We start from the raw sequence: 15,147 nt of genomic DNA, 5'->3' as shown, positions 1-15,147 counted from the left end.
ACAATACCTCCATTTAAGCTATTTTACCATTTTCAGTAACTGATGTAAAATGAAGAGACTTAGCAGATATAGACGGAGGAAATGGAAGGTTTAGATGAATATTGACAGTTTGCTTTTTACAAAATGGGCTTTACTTGCAAAAGAAGAATTACAAGGCGCAAAGCTCGGCAACATTCGAATTTTAGATACATCCACGTTCAGCTTAACAATGCTTTTGCCTAGAGGTACTCGCGCCTGGCAAGTCTCCTTACAGTCATCGCCACGAACTTGGTGGAGTCATAAAAAGCCGGCAGGAAACAATACTCCTACCAACAATTTTTGCATGGTTTTACGCAAACATCTGGAGGGCGCCACACTTACGGAAATTGCAGCACGCTATGGTGATAAATGGGTCACCGCCACATTTCAGCGCATTGAAGCCCAAGGAAAAATTGTCTCTAAAAAGCTCGAATTAGAACTGATTCCGAATGCACCAAATCTGGTATTAACTGTTGACGGACAAGTTATCGATGCGTTACATCGCAAGCCCTCTTCGCGCCGTGACCTCACTCCCGGTCAAACCTATAGTGAACCGCCGCACAGCGAAAAAATATTCTGGCTCGAATTGACACCACAGGAAATATTGAACTTAATCGACGAATTACCACAGGAGCTCACTCTTACACAAACACTTGCCACTTATTTTAACGGTTTTTCTCGTCCGTTAACCAGGCTGTTAAACACACGCTTACAACTCGTTCCGGAAATGACGTTGGCAGAGCTTTCCTCTGCGTCAAAAAAAGAGTTGATGACATGCTTGGCAACATTGCAGAAACTTTTCATGACGCAATCTAACGTATATTTTTATAAGCGTGGCCGCGAAGCGTGGCTGTCCCCTTTCCTATTTTCGGAATGGCAGATGGATAAAGTCGCAGAATTTTCCAATCCTAATCAGGCGTTCGCCTCTGCAGAACTTTTTTCGCAATACGAAGAACGCATCCAACGCCTGCGCCAACGTATTCGCTCTATGCAAAAAAAGGAGCGCACTAAGCAACAAAAAATCCGCCGGGAAATGGCGGAAACGGATCGTCTTGAAACTGACAAATTATACGGTGATCTTTTGTCTATTCATGCGTATTTACCACATGAATATCGCACAAAAATTACACTTCCCAATTTGCTTTCCGATCAGCAGGAAGATGTTACCATACCTCTGCGCGCGGAATGGTCGCTGGCGGAAAATGCGCAACTTTATTACAAGCGGTATAATCGTTTGAAAAAAAGAAAAACACAGGCTTTGCCTTTTTTGAAAAAATCGGAGCAGAATCTCCGGTATTTAGATTCCCTTGCGTATTTTCTTGAGGAGTCTTTGCAAGTACCGGAACTGACCGATTTAGAAAACGAATTGGATGCCTTGCGGCCTAAAAAGCAAAAGAATCACAATCATCGTTCATTAAACACAAAATCGCAACCGCTGTCACTGAACTACGACGGTTACCGGATTGAGGTCGGACGCAACAATGTGCAAAATGAAACCTTGACTCTCAAAACGGCAGGTCCTGATGACCTTTGGCTCCATGCCAAAGAAATTCCAGGCTCGCACGTTATCATTTTTGCCAATCCCGGTGAGTCCTTCACCGAGGAGGTCATTACCTATGCGGCGCAACTGGCTGCGTACTACAGCAAAGCCAAAACAGCCCCGAAGGTCGAAGTCGATTATACCTTGCGTAAATACATCAAAAAGCCACAAGGCGCGCCACCCGGATTTGTGCATTATACTCACCAAAAAACGTTGCTTGTCCCACCGCAAAAAGAAAGTTAAAGAACCGTATCAATCGGTTCTTTTTTTGTAAATTATTTTGTCCTATTACTAAGGCTTCATCAACTCTAAGAACAAATTTCTTGCTACTCGTAAAACTTTTATATCCTTAATAAATTATTGATTTGAGCATATTACAACACGCATCATGTCATTGTGTATTTATGATGCGTGTTGATGTCACTCAAAATCGTTTCTATTAAAAACTTCGGCTACGATTTTTGATTCGCAGCATATTTATTCGTGCCATTTGGGGCAACAAAAAAACCGATTCGCATGAATCGGTTTTTATTTCGTAATAAATCTTATGACCAAAAATTGGTGCCGAGGACCGGAATCGAACCGGTACGAATCTCTCGATTCGACGGATTTTAAGTCCGTTGCGTCTGCCTGTTCCGCCACCCCGGCAAATGTGGAGGCGGCACCCAGAATCGAACTGGGGATAAAGGTTTTGCAGACCTCTGCCTTACCGCTTGGCTATGCCGCCACAATGGAGCGGGAAACGAGATTCGAACTCGCGACCCTCGCCTTGGCAAGGCGATGCTCTACCACTGAGCTATTCCCGCATGATGGTGCCTCAGGGCAGAATCGAACTGCCGACACGAGGATTTTCAGTCCTCTGCTCTACCGACTGAGCTACCGAGGCAAATAAAAAAAGAAAATGGCGACCCGGATCGGATTTGAACCGACGATCTCCGCCGTGACAGGGCGGCATGTTAACCACTACACCACCGGGCCGCAAGACTTACTTTGATAGTATATCGGTTTTCCTGTACAGTGTCAAGATTTCATTACAAGTAGCGTCGCTTTTTTGCATTCTGTAAGCGCTTTTTGTCTTTGCGCAAAAAGTTCGACCAAAAGCCGGGATGCAACATGACCAGCAAGGTCAGTAGCTCTAAGCGTCCCAACAACATGTCGACAATAAATACGACCTTGGCCCAGGGATGTACCAATGCATACGAACCGGTCGGTCCTAAATGGCCGAACGCCAAGCCGACATTACCCAAAGTACTGGCAACTCCCGTCAGAGATTCCATAATCGGCATGCCGGTCAAGGTTACCAATAATGTCGATGTAAACAAAATCAAAATGTACAAGATGAAGAAAATAAGCGTTACCATAACTTTTTTATTCGGTACCGCCTCCCCATTATATTTGACTACTTTTACCATACCGGGATGAATCATTTGCTGCAAATAGGCCCAAATGGCTTTACCGATATAAATGTAGCGAATCACTTTGACGCTGCCGGTCGTGGATCCGGAACAGCCACCGATAAACATGACAATAAATAAAATAGTTTTGGCAAACGGGGGCCAAAGATCATAATCAGCTACTGCAAACCCTGAGCCGGTTTGCATGGATGTCATGGTGAAGAATCCATCCATTAAACTCTCTAAAATCGTAGTATTTTGCTTGAAAAAGAGTGTGCTCGCAATAACTAACGCGCCTACACACAAAATGGAAATATACACTCGAAATTCGGTATCTTTAAAAATGAGGCGAAACCCTTTTTTCCACCCTAAATAATACAGACCGTAGTTACCGCCGGAAAGAACCATAAATAAAATAAAAATTGCCTGAATGACATAATTTTCTTCATAAATAAACGTTCCGGCGCTGCGAGCCGCAAAGCCGCCGGTTGCAATAATCGACATAGCATAATTCAGCGCTTCAAAAATCGGCATTCCCGCCAAACATAAGAGCCCAAACAATACGGCCGAAAAAAGGCAATAGATTCCCCACAGCGTAATGGCGTATTTGCGAATGCGCGGCATAATTTGACCATAGCCGTTAATCGCTGCTTCGGCATTAAAAAGGTTCGCTGCCTCCGGCCCTAAGCTGCGCAGAAACGCGAGCAAAAGAATAATGATCCCCATACCGCCAAACCAGTGTGTCATACTGCGATACAACAGTAACGGACGTGGCATCCCGTCGACGTCCAAAATCACGGTAGCACCGGTCGCCGTATAGCCGGAAACCGATTCAAAAAGCGCATCCACGAAACTGGGAAGTTCATTCCACATGTAGTAGGGCAGTGCGCCCACCAAGGAGGCTAAAATCCAAGTAAACGAAACCAGTACGAACCCTTGACTAAGTGAAATGGATGTGATTTTTTGACCGTTGCGGTCAATCAATATTCCCAATGCCAATGTAATTAAAGCACTAAAGAAAAGCGGCCAAATCCACTCGTTAATACAAATGCCATAGAAAAAAGGCACCAGCATGACAAGGGAAAACACCATAACCACTTTCCCTAACAAGGCACAAACGGCTTTCATCTTTTTATTCATACTATGCTTCCATATACGAAATTACCGCATCACTATATTCCGGCAGTGTGAATAGTACAATTTGATCGCCCGGCTCACACACCGTACGTCCATTTGGTACTATCGTTTCCTCACCGCGAACAATAGCTGCCAGTAAGGTTGTCCCCGGCAAATTAATTTCCGCCAACGGACGATGCACAAGAGGATTTTGCTCGGTTACTTTCAATTCCAAAGCAACCGCCTTCGAGTCCTCAAAACTACTGATGGAAAGCACTTCCCCTTTGCGAATCTGTCGTAAAATTTCGTTCGAAGTCAGTAAACGCGGCGAAAATACGATATCGATCCCAACTTGTTCCATCAAGTCTATGTATTCGGGTCGTCCGACACGTACAAGAGTTCGTTGAACACCAAAATGACGTGCCATTAATGCGACGAGTAAATTGAGTTTATCATCATCGGTCAAACAAACAATCGCATCATAATCGCCCACTTCCTCGTCACGCAAAAGATCGACATCAGTGCCGTCACCATTAATGACGATCACGTTGTCGGTTTCCGCCGAAAGGAGCTCGCAGCGCTCATAATCTTTTTCAATAACTTTGACATGATAATCGGCTCTCTCTAAAAGAATAGCCAAATTACGGCCAACCAGTCCTGCGCCCACCAGCAAAACATTTTGGATTCGCGTACGAGTCGTCGCCAGTTCTTCTTCAAGCCCTTCGATCGCTTTGCGTTCGCCAAGGAAGAAAACGTTATCAAGCATTTGAAGCGTATCATCACCGTTCGGAATGATCATACGTCCATGCCGAAAAATTCCGCCGATAAGAACCTTATCGGGAATTTCCAAGTCGCGAATTCGTTTACCCAACATGTCTTCATTATCGCGTGCTTTAATTTCCAAAAGTCTAACTTTGCCATTCGCAAAGTTTTCAACATCCAAGGCATTCGGCATCTTGATAATCTGCATTACTTCATTGGCAGTAACCATTTCCGTGTTAATAACGAGATTCAGACCAAGTGAAGCCAACGCCGGATTATTATTTTGCAGGATGTATTCTTTGGCACGAACACGGGCAATGGTTTGTGTCGCTCCCAATTGCTTAGCAATATAGCAGGATAAAAGATTTACTTCATCACGATCGGTCACCGCAACAAAAAGTTCCGTATCTTCCATACCGATATCCATAAGCAGGCCGGGATTAGCTCCGTTGCCTACCATTAGCATGGCTTCCAGATAACTGCGAATCAAATCAATCCGCTCGGAATTTTCATCTACGAGGATGACATCATGATCTTCTTCCGTCAAGCGCTGGGCAAGCGTGTATCCCACTTTGCCGGCACCGATAATCACAATCTTCATAATTCACTCCACTAAGCGTGTCTGCGCATTATCTTGCGTAATTTTTCCCTGTTTCATTAAGTGCCCGAGCGCACGTTTAAACGCACTTTTACTGAGTTTAAACTGTCGGCGAATCACTGTAGGATCGGTCTTATCCGTATACGGCATGACGCCACCGCGCGCCTCCAAATAGGCAAGGATCGTGGCCGCATCCGTGGTCATGGCCGTTTCTTTTTGCGCTCGTAACGAGGCATTCAAGCGACCGTCTTCGCGCACGAACGTAACCCGAGCCTTGACCATTTCTCCTACCAAAATCGTGTGGTCCCATTCATCGCGATGAATAAAGACCAAATATTTTTGCGGCGTGATTCCCAATGCTCCGTCGGCGGTAATATTATAAATCGCCGCCGTCACTTCATCGCCTCGTTCAATCCCTTCGCTGGGTTTGGCAATGGATTGCATGGCTAAACCTACATCCATGCTCACCGCCAGTCGACCGGATTTATCCTCGTAAAGGCGAATCCAAACACGATCACCTTCCTGGAGATTTCCTTTCATTTCGGCAAACGGCAAAAAAATACCGCGCTCGGTTCCCAAATCAACGAATGCTCCAAAGCGCGTCCGTTGAATTACTTCAGCATATGCAATTTGGCCCGGCTGAATGCGGGGTAAGCGCATGCTTGCGGTCAACCTGCCTTTGGGATCATGATACAAGAAAACATCAACAATGTCTCCCACTTCGACCGGAGCCGTTTGTTGATCATGATGCAACAGAATATCATCCGAAGTATTTCCGGTGCCGGCATCCAAAAAAGCTCCCAGTTCACCGGTACGCGCGACCTTAAGAGAGACAAGTGTGTTTTCTTTTAGCGTTACGTTATTGGGCCCCGCTGATTTGCTGCTCAATTTTGGCGTCTCCCCACATTGTGTCCAAATCATAGTAAGTGCGTTCTTCCGGCACAAAAATATGGACAATAATCGATCCGAAATCTTGCAAAATCCAGGTTCCTTCACGGTATCCGTTTTCTCGCAAAAGTTCCACATTATTATCAGTTAACAACTTAGTTACTTCGTCAGCCAATGCCTGTGAGTGCTTTTTATTACCTGCATTTACCAAAATGAAATAGTCGGCCAAGGCAGTGATGCCTTCCATATTTAAAACTTTGATTTGTTTGCCTTTTTTGCTTTCCAGTAAGGTTACAATCTGTTCCGTTAATTGCTTAATTTCCATATTATCTCCTTCCTATTCCGCCATATTCGTAGTCAAGGTTTTGCCGATCAACGTTTGACTGCCAATCGGATCTACCTGCCAGTAATGGATTTCTCCTGCTGTTTGCGGTTCTCCCGGTACGATGTAAAAAGCAATGTTTTCAGGTGGCATTTTCGTCAATTCATACACCAGCTTCGCTCCGTCACCGGCCGAAATATTGCTAGCGAAGTGATGCCACGAAAAATACGTATACATGTAATTTACCCAACTATATTGCTTTTGCAATTGCGCAAGATATGCTTTCAAAAATCGTTGCTGACGCTGGGTACGCCCCAGTTCACCGGCAACATCGTCGCGATAACGTAAGTAGGCAACCGCTTGCTTACCGTCGAGTTCCTGATAGCCTTGTGCCAAGCGAATCGGTGTAGTCACGCCGTCATCGTGTTCCATGTTTTTTTCCACATACAGTGATACCGGGCCCCGAGTATCAAGCCAAGATGCAAAATGTGCTTCGTCAAGTGTCACATAATAGGGAATAAAAATCTGAAATGAGCGCTCTACCTGTTCTTTTAATGCTGCTATCCCGCCCGCCGTATACGCATCTTTTAAAAGCGGTACATGTCCGTCTTCGGTAGGTGTTCCCATATTTGGGAAAAGGGAAATCACGGCCGCGGTTTGTTTTTGAAAGTTAACGGCAACGAGCATAATGGTATCCGCCGCTTTCGGGTCGCTTTGGTCAATCCCCGTTGCCAAAATATAAATCGGTGTATCTGCCGTTCCTTGCTCCAGCTCTTTCGTGGCGTTACCAGGTGCTTTTTGCTGTCCGAACCAATATACTGCACCGATCAAAAACAAAAAGAGCAACAAGATGACCATCCATTTTAACCGCCAACGCCAACCTCTGCGTTTCTTACGTCGCCGCTGCGGATGCTTTATTCTTTTGTCATTCATGCGTGCTGCGTTTCCTTTATTAAATAATTACGCACGTCTACTGTCGGCGTATAAATTTCCTGTCCCAAATTCAAAAGATGACGAATAGTCGAATCGATACCCGCTAAAGCAGCCTTGCGCAAGTCCGTTTTGGCTATTGCGCGGATCTGTTCAACACCGTCATATTCACGCGTCGGTTCAATGTAATCGGCTACAAATATAATTAATTCAAGATGGCTCATCGCCTCTCGCCCCGTAGTATGATACGCAATGGCGGCCAATTCTAAAGGGTCCGTAAAACCGAAATTATTTTTTGCGTATACAGCACCTGCAGGACCGTGCAGTAAGCTGCGCATATGCCACATCATCGGCGAAATTTGTTGCTTTTGATCTGCCAATAACTCCTGCATTTCTGTAAGTGACATTTCTTTTGCACAGTCGTGAACCAGGCCGCAGCGTTCCGCCTGTTTGGGATCGCCGCCGAATTGCTGCGCCAGAACGCTTGCCGTGTGAGCTACTCCCAGAGAGTGACGATATCGCTTCTCGGAAAGTAATTCTTTCATTTTTTTACGAAGTTCTTTCGTGGAAACTGTTTTAACAGTCATAAATTCCCTTTTCTGTCAGCCGGCGCCGTACGGGGTCCGGCATTAAATAGCGTACAGACTGACCTCTGCAAAGACGCCTGCGCAAATCTGTCGCGGAAATTTCCAATTGCGGCGTTGCCAAATAATGGATGCGAGTTTGCGCCAAATCCCCAAATCGTTCCGTAAGATGTTCCCGGTTGACCTGGTAATGAGGCCGCAACGCGCTCACAAAATGGCATAATTCAATCAATTCATCTATGTACTTCCAGGTCGGTAATTGTTCCAATGTATCCGTACCGATAATGAAATAAAATTCGGTGCCGGCGGGATATTGCGTGTGAAAATACCGTAACGTGTCTACCGTATAAGACAGTCCTTCACGTCGCAATTCGACATCGGAAATGTCAAAATGCGGGTTGTCGGCGATCGCCAAACGCACCATCTCATATCGCAGCTCATTCGGCGCGACATCTGAGTCTTGCTGTTTGTGCGGTGGATGCGAAGCCGGAACAAATACCACTTTAGCCAAGTCATATTCTTGCCAGGCCGCTTCCGCGATTACTAAATGGCCAAGGTGAATGGGATTAAATGTCCCACCGAAAATTCCGATTCGTTGCGGCATTGTCATAAGCTATCTTCCTATCCCCAAAATCACAATCAACAGTACCAAAAAAACGATGAGCAGTATGTATTCTTTGGCATCATGACGACCTTTTTCAGTTCTGAGGTGATAGTTCCACCAAATCTTCCATCTACGCAACATCAGGACCTTACTTGTCCTGTACCGTAAAGACAATACTTATATGTCACTAAAGCTTCCAATCCCATAGGGCCGCGTGCATGTAGTTTTTGCGTACTGATCCCGATCTCCGCGCCCAGGCCAAATTCAAAACCATCTGTAAAACGCGTGGAAGCATTCGCATACACTGCTGCCGCATCGACTTCGCGTAAGAAACGTTCGATGGCATGCCTATCTTCACTGATAATGCATTCACTGTGGCGCGTACCGTACCTCGCAATGTGAGCAAGTGCAGCATCCAAATCATCTACTACTTTAACGGACAGAATCAAATCATTATATTCGGTCGCCCAATCCTCGGCGGTAACCGGCCTGCATCCGGAAACGTATCGGCATGTTGCTTCATCCCCCCGCAGCTCCACTCCTGCTGCAGTAAGTTTTTCTGCTATAACAGGTAGCCACTGCGGCGCTACAGCACGGTGTACCAGCAACGTTTCCAGTGCATTGCAAACCGAGGGCCGTTGGGTTTTGGCGTTCATTACAATCGCCGTTGCTTTCATCGGATCCGCCGCTTTATCCACATATACATGACAAATGCCGCTTCCGGTTTCAATGACGGGAACCGTGCTGTTTTCCAGCACAAACTGAATCAAACCACGTCCACCGCGGGGAATCACCAAATCAATGGTGGAACGCTCCCGTAGAAGTTCTCCCACCAGGCTGCGGTCGGTAGTCTGAACATATTGTACTATATCTTCCGGCAACCCGGCGTCGTGCAAAACGTCCCTCACACATTGAGTCAACACCAGATTTGTATGTTGCGCTTCTTTGCCACCTCGTAAAATCACCGTATTGCCCGATTTCAAAGCCAACGCCGCCGCATCAATCGTTACGTTAGGACGTGCTTCATAAATAATCGCAATCACACCAAAAGGAACGGTGACTTTATATTGAGTAAGACCGTTTGTAAAGATACGTTTTTCTTGTGCATCAGCTAACGGATCCGGCAATGTTGCTACCTGCTCTACGCTCTGTGCGATCGCTTCAATTCGTTCGGCAGTTAAACGCAACCGATCCTGCATTGCACTGGAAAGTCCATGAGTAGCGGCAAGATCCTGTTCGTTAGCCGCCAGAATTTCGGCCATCGAAACTTGTAAACGTTCTGCGAGAGCACGTAACAATTCATTTTTAGTTTCCGTAGTCAAGCTTGCGCAATGATTTTTGACCGCCTGTGCACGCATTCCATAGTCTGCCGCTCGCATATTACCCCTTCCGCACCAAATTGTCTCGGTGCACCGCAACCAAAAAGCGCGGCGTATATCCCAATCGTTTTTCAATATCAGCTGAATGTACACCCTTGACCTGCATCAATTCTTCACTGGTTAATGCAGCTGTTCCACGAGCGATCTCCTGTCCTTGGTAGCGAATTGAAACGCCGTCACCTTCTTCAAACGTTCCCTCGACCCCGATAATACCGATCGGTAAAATGCTGGAACCATGTTGCAAAATAGCCTCTTTACAACCTTCATCCACAAACAGTGTGCCTTTCATCTGCGTACCAAACAGTAATTGTCGTTTACGCATTTGGGGATGGACTTTACGTGCTTTAAACCAAGTGCCGATGTTTTCTCCATGTACGGCACGCGTTACTACATGCGGCTCATCGGATGCACAAATGAGCATATGGACGCCCGAATGAATACAAATATCTGCCGCTTCCAGTTTAGTAAGCATGCCGCCGGTTCCACGATTGCTCCCTGTGCCCTGTGCCAATGCCAAAACCGCCGGCGTAATCTGCGTAATTTCAGAAATAAGTGTACTTTCAGGATCTGTCATCGGATTGGCCGTATACAGACCATCTACATCCGATAAAATAATGAGCATATCCGCGCCGATAATACTCGCGACCATCGCTGCCAAATTATCATTGTCGCCAACCTTAAATTCATCGACGGCAATCGTATCGTTTTCATTGACGATCGGCAAAGCACCAAATTGCAACAAAGAGTGCAATGTTCGTTGCGCATACATATATCGCCGCGGATGTAAGTAGTCTCCTTTGGTCAAAAGAACTTGCGCCACGGTAATACCATAAGCCTGAAACGCTGCCTCATACATATGAATTAAGAGTCCTTGCCCGACCGCTGCCGCAGCTTGCTTTTCTTCTAAGCGCTGCGGCCGTTCAATCATTTTCAATGCCGGCATCCCTGCCGCAACAGCGCCGGAAGACACTAAAACCACTTCATAGCCTTCCGCGGCAAGCGTTGCCAGATCATACACCAGCGCATTAATCTTAGCCAGATCGATAATGCCGGTTTCATGTGTGATAGAGCTACTGCCCACTTTCACAACAATGCGTTTACCAGCCTGAAAGTCCCGGTTCATGACTCAGGCAACTCAATCTTGGAGTCTTTTTCTTTCGCGCGAAAAAACACACCTGTCCCACCGATCTGTTGTACTTTTTCAGCATGTAACGCAGACGCTAGCACATTCATTGTTTCTTCTTTTTCCGCCGGCGAATTCTGATGGATTTTAACCTTAATCAATTCGCGTTTGGCAATGGCCTTACGCGCGCTTTCAATGACTGTGTCCTCCAAACCGTTTTTACCGATTTGTACCACCGGATCTATGTTCATGGCCAATTTTTGTAAAAATTTTTTCTGCTGATTTGTTAGCATAATTACTCCTCAAAAGTAAATTCTACTTCACCGATGCGAATGGTGTCGCCTTGCTTCACGCCATGCTCACGCAAAAATTCATCAAGTTCCATATAGCGCCAAATTTTTTGGAAACGCAATACGGAGTAATCATCGTCAAAATTTGTCATACCAACCAGTCGTTCGATCCGTCGACCATGTAATTCATAAGCAGCATCATCACCACGCGTCACCGTAAAATCGGGTTGCGGTGTTTCATCATATATCGCTTCATCAATGACGGCCGGCTCTTCCTGCGCTTCCATTGCGACCTCTTGCAAAACTTCCCAGGTCCGCTGCAGCAATGCGGGAATCCCTTCGCCGGTCACAGTGGAAATAGGAAAAACCTCGCGCCCTTTTTCTGTTTGTATTTTCGTAAAATTCCTCAGTTCTTCAACGTCGGACAAAGCATCAATTTTATTCGCAACAATTAATTGGCGTTTTTGGGGCAGCAGATCACTATATAATGCCAGTTCGGTGTTGATAATTTCAACATCTTCTAATGGATCTCGCCCTTCAGAACCAGTGATATCCACCATGTGCAACAACACTTTACTGCGCTCCACGTGACGTAAGAACTGGTGTCCTAAGCCGACACCTTTGCTGGCACCTTCGATGAGGCCGGGGATATCGGCCATTACAAACTGTCTCTCTTCATCCAAACGAACGACACCTAAACTCGGCGTAAGTGTAGTAAACGGATACGCGGCTACTTCCGGTTTAGCGGCGGATACTTTACGAATCAGTGAGGATTTACCCACACTCGGATACCCGATAATTCCCACATCGGCTAAAACTTTTAATTCCAAACGCAACCAACGTTCCTGTCCCGGTTCCCCCTGCTCCGCAAATTTTGGTGCCCGATTGGCGCTGGTAGCAAAGCGCGCATTTCCGCGGCCACCGCGTCCCCCCTTAAGTGCAACATACTCTTCGCCGTCCGCTACTAAATCGGCCAACAACTTGTCACTTTCATCATCATACACAGATGTTCCCAAGGGAACATCAATGTATAAATCATTGGCATCTTTTCCGAATTTATTGCTTGATTGCCCGTTTTCACCCGGTTTTGCTTTGAAAATCCTGCGATAGCGAAAATCAATCAACGTGTTCATGTTGCGCGTTGCACGTAAAATGACAGCACCGCCGTGCCCGCCATCACCACCACTCGGGCCGCCTTTGGGTACATACTTTTCACGACGGAAACTGCTCATCCCGTTGCCGCCGGAACCTGATTCTATTAAAATTCTTGCGCGGTCGATAAACATCTTGTTCCGCCTTTCTTGAAAGCGCATGAAGCGCTTAATGTAATAGTTTCTACTAAATTAATTTCATGTTACATAATTCATTCAAAAAAATCAAATAGAGGCACCTATCGCCTCTATTTGATTTTTTTGACTTCTTCAATAGCTATCTGCAGTGCTTGCGGTGTATCCACTTTTTCTCCCAAGTCGATATCAGGCGTGACACCATACCCGTTGATACTGCTTCCATTCGGGCTGTAATATTCTGCGATCGTCAAACGCAGTCCTGTCTCATCGGAGACCGGCAGCACGCTTTGTACGGTCCCTTTCCCATACGTTGTCGTGCCTATCAAGATGCCGGTTTGGTGATCCCGAATCGCTGCTGCTAAAATTTCACTGGCGCTCGCACTGTCATGATCAATTAAAACCACAAGAGGCACGCGCTCGTTGCTGCCGTTCACTTTGATAACCTCGGTTTTACCGGAACGCGGCACAATTCGTACCAATTCCCCCTGCGACACAAAGTGATCCGCCACCGCCGTTACGGCTGCCAGCGAGCCTCCCGGATTCTTGCGTAAATCCAAGACCAGACGCTGCATACCCTGATATTTTAATTCCGTCAGCGCCCGGTTTACTTCCTCCGGGGTATGTTCCGTAAACTGACCGATACGTAAATAGCCAATCTGCTCGGGCATCATCTCATGCGTTACCGTCGGAACAGAAAACTCTTTACGTTTCAACGTAAAATCTCGGTCCCCGTTATCACTTCGTACCGTAATCGTTACTTGTGTATTCGCAGGGCCGGTGATTTTTTCCACTGTTTTAGGCAATGGCATTCCCTTAGTTGTTTCCCCATCTACAGCAACAATGTATCCGTTTACCGGAACATCCGCTGCTTCCGCACTTCCACCGGGTAAAACCCGCATGATGCGAGGAAACTCACTGTCGGTTGTTAAAATAATGCCGACACCCACGAACTTTCCTTCTATGGACTGCGTAAAACGGGTAAACTCACCGGCCGGCAAATAGTAGGAGTACGGATCATTCAAACTTTGCACCATACCGCCAATAGCCCCGTCAGTCAATTGCTCCGGATCGGGGCGATGGACGTAATCATGCCGTACCGTAAGCAACACACGCGTAAATCGCACGCCATCTTCAACACTGCCAAACAGAAGATAGGATGTTGCCAATAAAACCAAAATAGCAAAAACAATCCCCGTCACCAGTGTACGCAGCAGGTATTTAAAGCCCCATGCCTGTTTCATCAGAGATATCCCATCGGGTCCACAGGGGAACCGTCAACACGCACTTCAAAATGGCAATGCGGTCCGGTCGAATAACCGGTAGATCCTGCATATGCTATAACCTGTCCCTGTTGCACGCTCTGCCCCGGCGAGACCGCCAGCTCGGAATTATGTCCATACAAAGTGCTCAAGCCATTCCCATGATCAATAACGACGGCATAGCCGTAACCACCGAGCCAATCCGCCTCAACGACGACACCGCTATCCGCTGCCATAATCGGCGTACCGGTATCAACTCCGATATCGATACCGGAATGATAAATCTGCGTGCCAAAAATCGGGTGAATACGATAGCCGAACGGCGATGTGATCGGACCGCTTGTCGGCCAAATGAAAACACCACTGCCATGCACAACTTGTCCGGCGCTGGCACCTTGTTGTTGCCGCGCTCTAATGCGTGCTTCTATATCCTGACTGGTGGCTTGTAATTCCGCGTAAGACGCTTCTGCTAACGCCTTTTCATCCTGTAAGCGTGCTAAGACGATCAGTTGATCCTGTTTTTTATTTTCGACAACTGTCTTCTTTGCTTCCGCTTCGGCTTGCAGTTTTGCCAACTGCTGACGTTGTACTTCCAACTGCTGTTTTTTCTGCAAAATAAGCTCACGTTCGGCGCGAATTTCCGTAATCAAATTCAGATCGGCCGAAACGATTCGTTTTAAAAATTCCAAGCGATTGGCGAAATCGGTAAAGTTTTTCGCACCTAAAATAACTTCTAAATAATTCAGCTTGCCGTGCATATACACGTCACGCAAGCGTTTATTTAAAATCCGTTCACGTTCGTCCAAGCGCTTTTGCGCAGCAGTGAGTTCCACTTCAGTTTGCTGAATTTGAGCATTGACTTGCGATTGCTGCACCTCTATTGCATGCAACTCATTCAAAGCCACATCCAGCTCACTTTGAATCTGACGCAACAGTTCGGAAACAGAACCGATTTGCTCCTCGGCAAGTTCTTTACGGTGCTGCGCTTCATTCATTTGTGATTGAACATCAGAAAGCTCAGCTTCTAAGTTTTCTGCCAACGAAGGTACTG

The 15,147-nt window shown here is 46.4% G+C and carries 14 protein-coding genes and 5 tRNA genes; 1 reads left to right on the top strand and 18 read right to left on the bottom strand.

Features of this window, described 5'->3' with window-relative positions:
- The first annotated feature begins 94 nt into the window (after positions 1–94).
- A complete protein-coding gene (locus HNR45_RS00880; RefSeq protein WP_159821961.1) occupies positions 95–1,801 on the top strand; it encodes an Rqc2 family fibronectin-binding protein in 1,707 nt (568 codons plus the stop codon).
- 316 nt (positions 1,802–2,117) lie between these two features.
- Here the strand turns inward: HNR45_RS00880 and HNR45_RS00875 are convergent.
- The 18 genes from HNR45_RS00875 to HNR45_RS00790 all read right to left on the bottom strand — a co-directional run bounded on the left by HNR45_RS00875 (position 2,118) and on the right by HNR45_RS00790 (position 15,136).
- Positions 2,118–2,206, bottom strand: a tRNA-Leu gene (locus HNR45_RS00875).
- 5 nt (positions 2,207–2,211) lie between these two features.
- Positions 2,212–2,285, bottom strand: a tRNA-Cys gene (locus HNR45_RS00870).
- Between the two features lie 4 nt (positions 2,286–2,289).
- Positions 2,290–2,364 (bottom strand) — tRNA-Gly (locus HNR45_RS00865).
- A gap of 4 nt (positions 2,365–2,368) precedes the next feature.
- Positions 2,369–2,444, bottom strand: a tRNA-Phe gene (locus HNR45_RS00860).
- 16 nt (positions 2,445–2,460) lie between these two features.
- Positions 2,461–2,536, bottom strand: a tRNA-Asp gene (locus HNR45_RS00855).
- A gap of 53 nt (positions 2,537–2,589) precedes the next feature.
- On the bottom strand, positions 2,590–4,092 hold the full coding sequence (locus HNR45_RS00850) for a TrkH family potassium uptake protein (protein WP_159821963.1): 1,503 nt from the start codon (positions 4,090–4,092) through the stop codon (positions 2,590–2,592).
- Position 4,093: 1 nt separating this feature from the next.
- On the bottom strand, positions 4,094–5,431 hold the full coding sequence (gene trkA / locus HNR45_RS00845) for a Trk system potassium transporter TrkA (RefSeq protein WP_034436369.1): 1,338 nt from the start codon (positions 5,429–5,431) through the stop codon (positions 4,094–4,096).
- Positions 5,432–5,434: 3 nt separating this feature from the next.
- Positions 5,435–6,316 (bottom strand): CvfB family protein, encoded by an 882-nt coding sequence (locus HNR45_RS00840; RefSeq protein WP_235020560.1) that lies wholly within the window; start codon positions 6,314–6,316, stop codon positions 5,435–5,437.
- The gene (gene rsfS, locus HNR45_RS00835; RefSeq protein ID WP_159821967.1) at positions 6,288–6,641 is read right to left on the bottom strand and encodes a ribosome silencing factor; all 354 of its coding nucleotides are present in this window, start codon (positions 6,639–6,641) and stop codon (positions 6,288–6,290) included. Before rsfS ends, HNR45_RS00840 begins: the two co-directional genes overlap by 29 nt.
- A gap of 12 nt (positions 6,642–6,653) precedes the next feature.
- The gene (locus tag HNR45_RS00830; RefSeq protein ID WP_034436374.1) at positions 6,654–7,571 is read right to left on the bottom strand and encodes an LCP family protein; all 918 of its coding nucleotides are present in this window, start codon (positions 7,569–7,571) and stop codon (positions 6,654–6,656) included.
- On the bottom strand, positions 7,568–8,155 hold the full coding sequence (gene yqeK / locus HNR45_RS00825; RefSeq protein ID WP_159821969.1) for a bis(5'-nucleosyl)-tetraphosphatase (symmetrical) YqeK: 588 nt from the start codon (positions 8,153–8,155) through the stop codon (positions 7,568–7,570). Before yqeK ends, HNR45_RS00830 begins: the two co-directional genes overlap by 4 nt.
- Positions 8,145–8,756, bottom strand: coding sequence for a nicotinate-nucleotide adenylyltransferase (gene nadD / locus HNR45_RS00820; RefSeq protein ID WP_306769711.1), 612 nt, complete (start codon positions 8,754–8,756; stop codon positions 8,145–8,147). Before nadD ends, yqeK begins: the two co-directional genes overlap by 11 nt.
- A 140-nt stretch (positions 8,757–8,896) precedes the next feature.
- A complete protein-coding gene (locus tag HNR45_RS00815) occupies positions 8,897–10,135 on the bottom strand; it encodes a glutamate-5-semialdehyde dehydrogenase (protein WP_159821973.1) in 1,239 nt (412 codons plus the stop codon).
- Between the two features lies 1 nt (position 10,136).
- The gene (gene proB, locus HNR45_RS00810) at positions 10,137–11,258 is read right to left on the bottom strand and encodes a glutamate 5-kinase (RefSeq protein WP_159821975.1); all 1,122 of its coding nucleotides are present in this window, start codon (positions 11,256–11,258) and stop codon (positions 10,137–10,139) included.
- Positions 11,255–11,551, bottom strand: a complete 297-nt coding sequence (gene yhbY, locus HNR45_RS00805) for a ribosome assembly RNA-binding protein YhbY (RefSeq protein ID WP_159821977.1) — start codon at positions 11,549–11,551, stop codon at positions 11,255–11,257. The genes proB and yhbY overlap by 4 nt, the downstream gene beginning before the upstream one ends.
- 2 nt (positions 11,552–11,553) lie before the next feature.
- Positions 11,554–12,834 (bottom strand): GTPase ObgE, encoded by a 1,281-nt coding sequence (gene obgE / locus HNR45_RS00800; protein WP_159821979.1) that lies wholly within the window; start codon positions 12,832–12,834, stop codon positions 11,554–11,556.
- A 113-nt stretch (positions 12,835–12,947) separates the two neighbouring features.
- Positions 12,948–14,078, bottom strand: a complete 1,131-nt coding sequence (locus tag HNR45_RS00795) for a S41 family peptidase (protein ID WP_159821981.1) — start codon at positions 14,076–14,078, stop codon at positions 12,948–12,950.
- On the bottom strand, positions 14,078–15,136 hold the full coding sequence (locus HNR45_RS00790; protein WP_260399101.1) for a murein hydrolase activator EnvC family protein: 1,059 nt from the start codon (positions 15,134–15,136) through the stop codon (positions 14,078–14,080). Before HNR45_RS00790 ends, HNR45_RS00795 begins: the two co-directional genes overlap by 1 nt.
- Between the last annotated feature and the right edge of the window lie 11 nt (positions 15,137–15,147).

It is taken from the genome of Negativicoccus succinicivorans, from assembly GCF_014207605.1.
GTDB classification, from domain to species: Bacteria; Bacillota; Negativicutes; order Veillonellales; family Negativicoccaceae; genus Negativicoccus; species Negativicoccus succinicivorans.
Note: the sequence above shows the minus strand (reverse complement) of the source record. Positions and strands in the feature narration are given on the sequence as shown.

What these genes read in the sequence shown, in the direction of transcription:
- HNR45_RS00880 (WP_159821961.1), top strand. Translation starts at nt 95, where the DNA reads ATGAATATTGACAGTTTGCTTTTTACAAAATGGGCTTTACTTGCAAAA.
- HNR45_RS00850 (WP_159821963.1), bottom strand. Translation starts at nt 4,092, where the DNA reads ATGAATAAAAAGATGAAAGCCGTTTGTGCCTTGTTAGGGAAAGTGGTT.
- trkA (WP_034436369.1), bottom strand. Translation starts at nt 5,431, where the DNA reads ATGAAGATTGTGATTATCGGTGCCGGCAAAGTGGGATACACGCTTGCC.
- rsfS (WP_159821967.1), bottom strand. Translation starts at nt 6,641, where the DNA reads ATGGAAATTAAGCAATTAACGGAACAGATTGTAACCTTACTGGAAAGC.
- HNR45_RS00830 (WP_034436374.1), bottom strand. Translation starts at nt 7,571, where the DNA reads ATGAATGACAAAAGAATAAAGCATCCGCAGCGGCGACGTAAGAAACGC.
- yqeK (WP_159821969.1), bottom strand. Translation starts at nt 8,155, where the DNA reads ATGACTGTTAAAACAGTTTCCACGAAAGAACTTCGTAAAAAAATGAAA.
- nadD (WP_306769711.1), bottom strand. Translation starts at nt 8,756, where the DNA reads ATGCCGCAACGAATCGGAATTTTCGGTGGGACATTTAATCCCATTCAC.
- HNR45_RS00815 (WP_159821973.1), bottom strand. Translation starts at nt 10,135, where the DNA reads ATGCGAGCGGCAGACTATGGAATGCGTGCACAGGCGGTCAAAAATCAT.
- proB (WP_159821975.1), bottom strand. Translation starts at nt 11,258, where the DNA reads ATGAACCGGGACTTTCAGGCTGGTAAACGCATTGTTGTGAAAGTGGGC.
- yhbY (WP_159821977.1), bottom strand. Translation starts at nt 11,551, where the DNA reads ATGCTAACAAATCAGCAGAAAAAATTTTTACAAAAATTGGCCATGAAC.
- obgE (WP_159821979.1), bottom strand. Translation starts at nt 12,834, where the DNA reads ATGTTTATCGACCGCGCAAGAATTTTAATAGAATCAGGTTCCGGCGGC.
- HNR45_RS00795 (WP_159821981.1), bottom strand. Translation starts at nt 14,078, where the DNA reads ATGAAACAGGCATGGGGCTTTAAATACCTGCTGCGTACACTGGTGACG.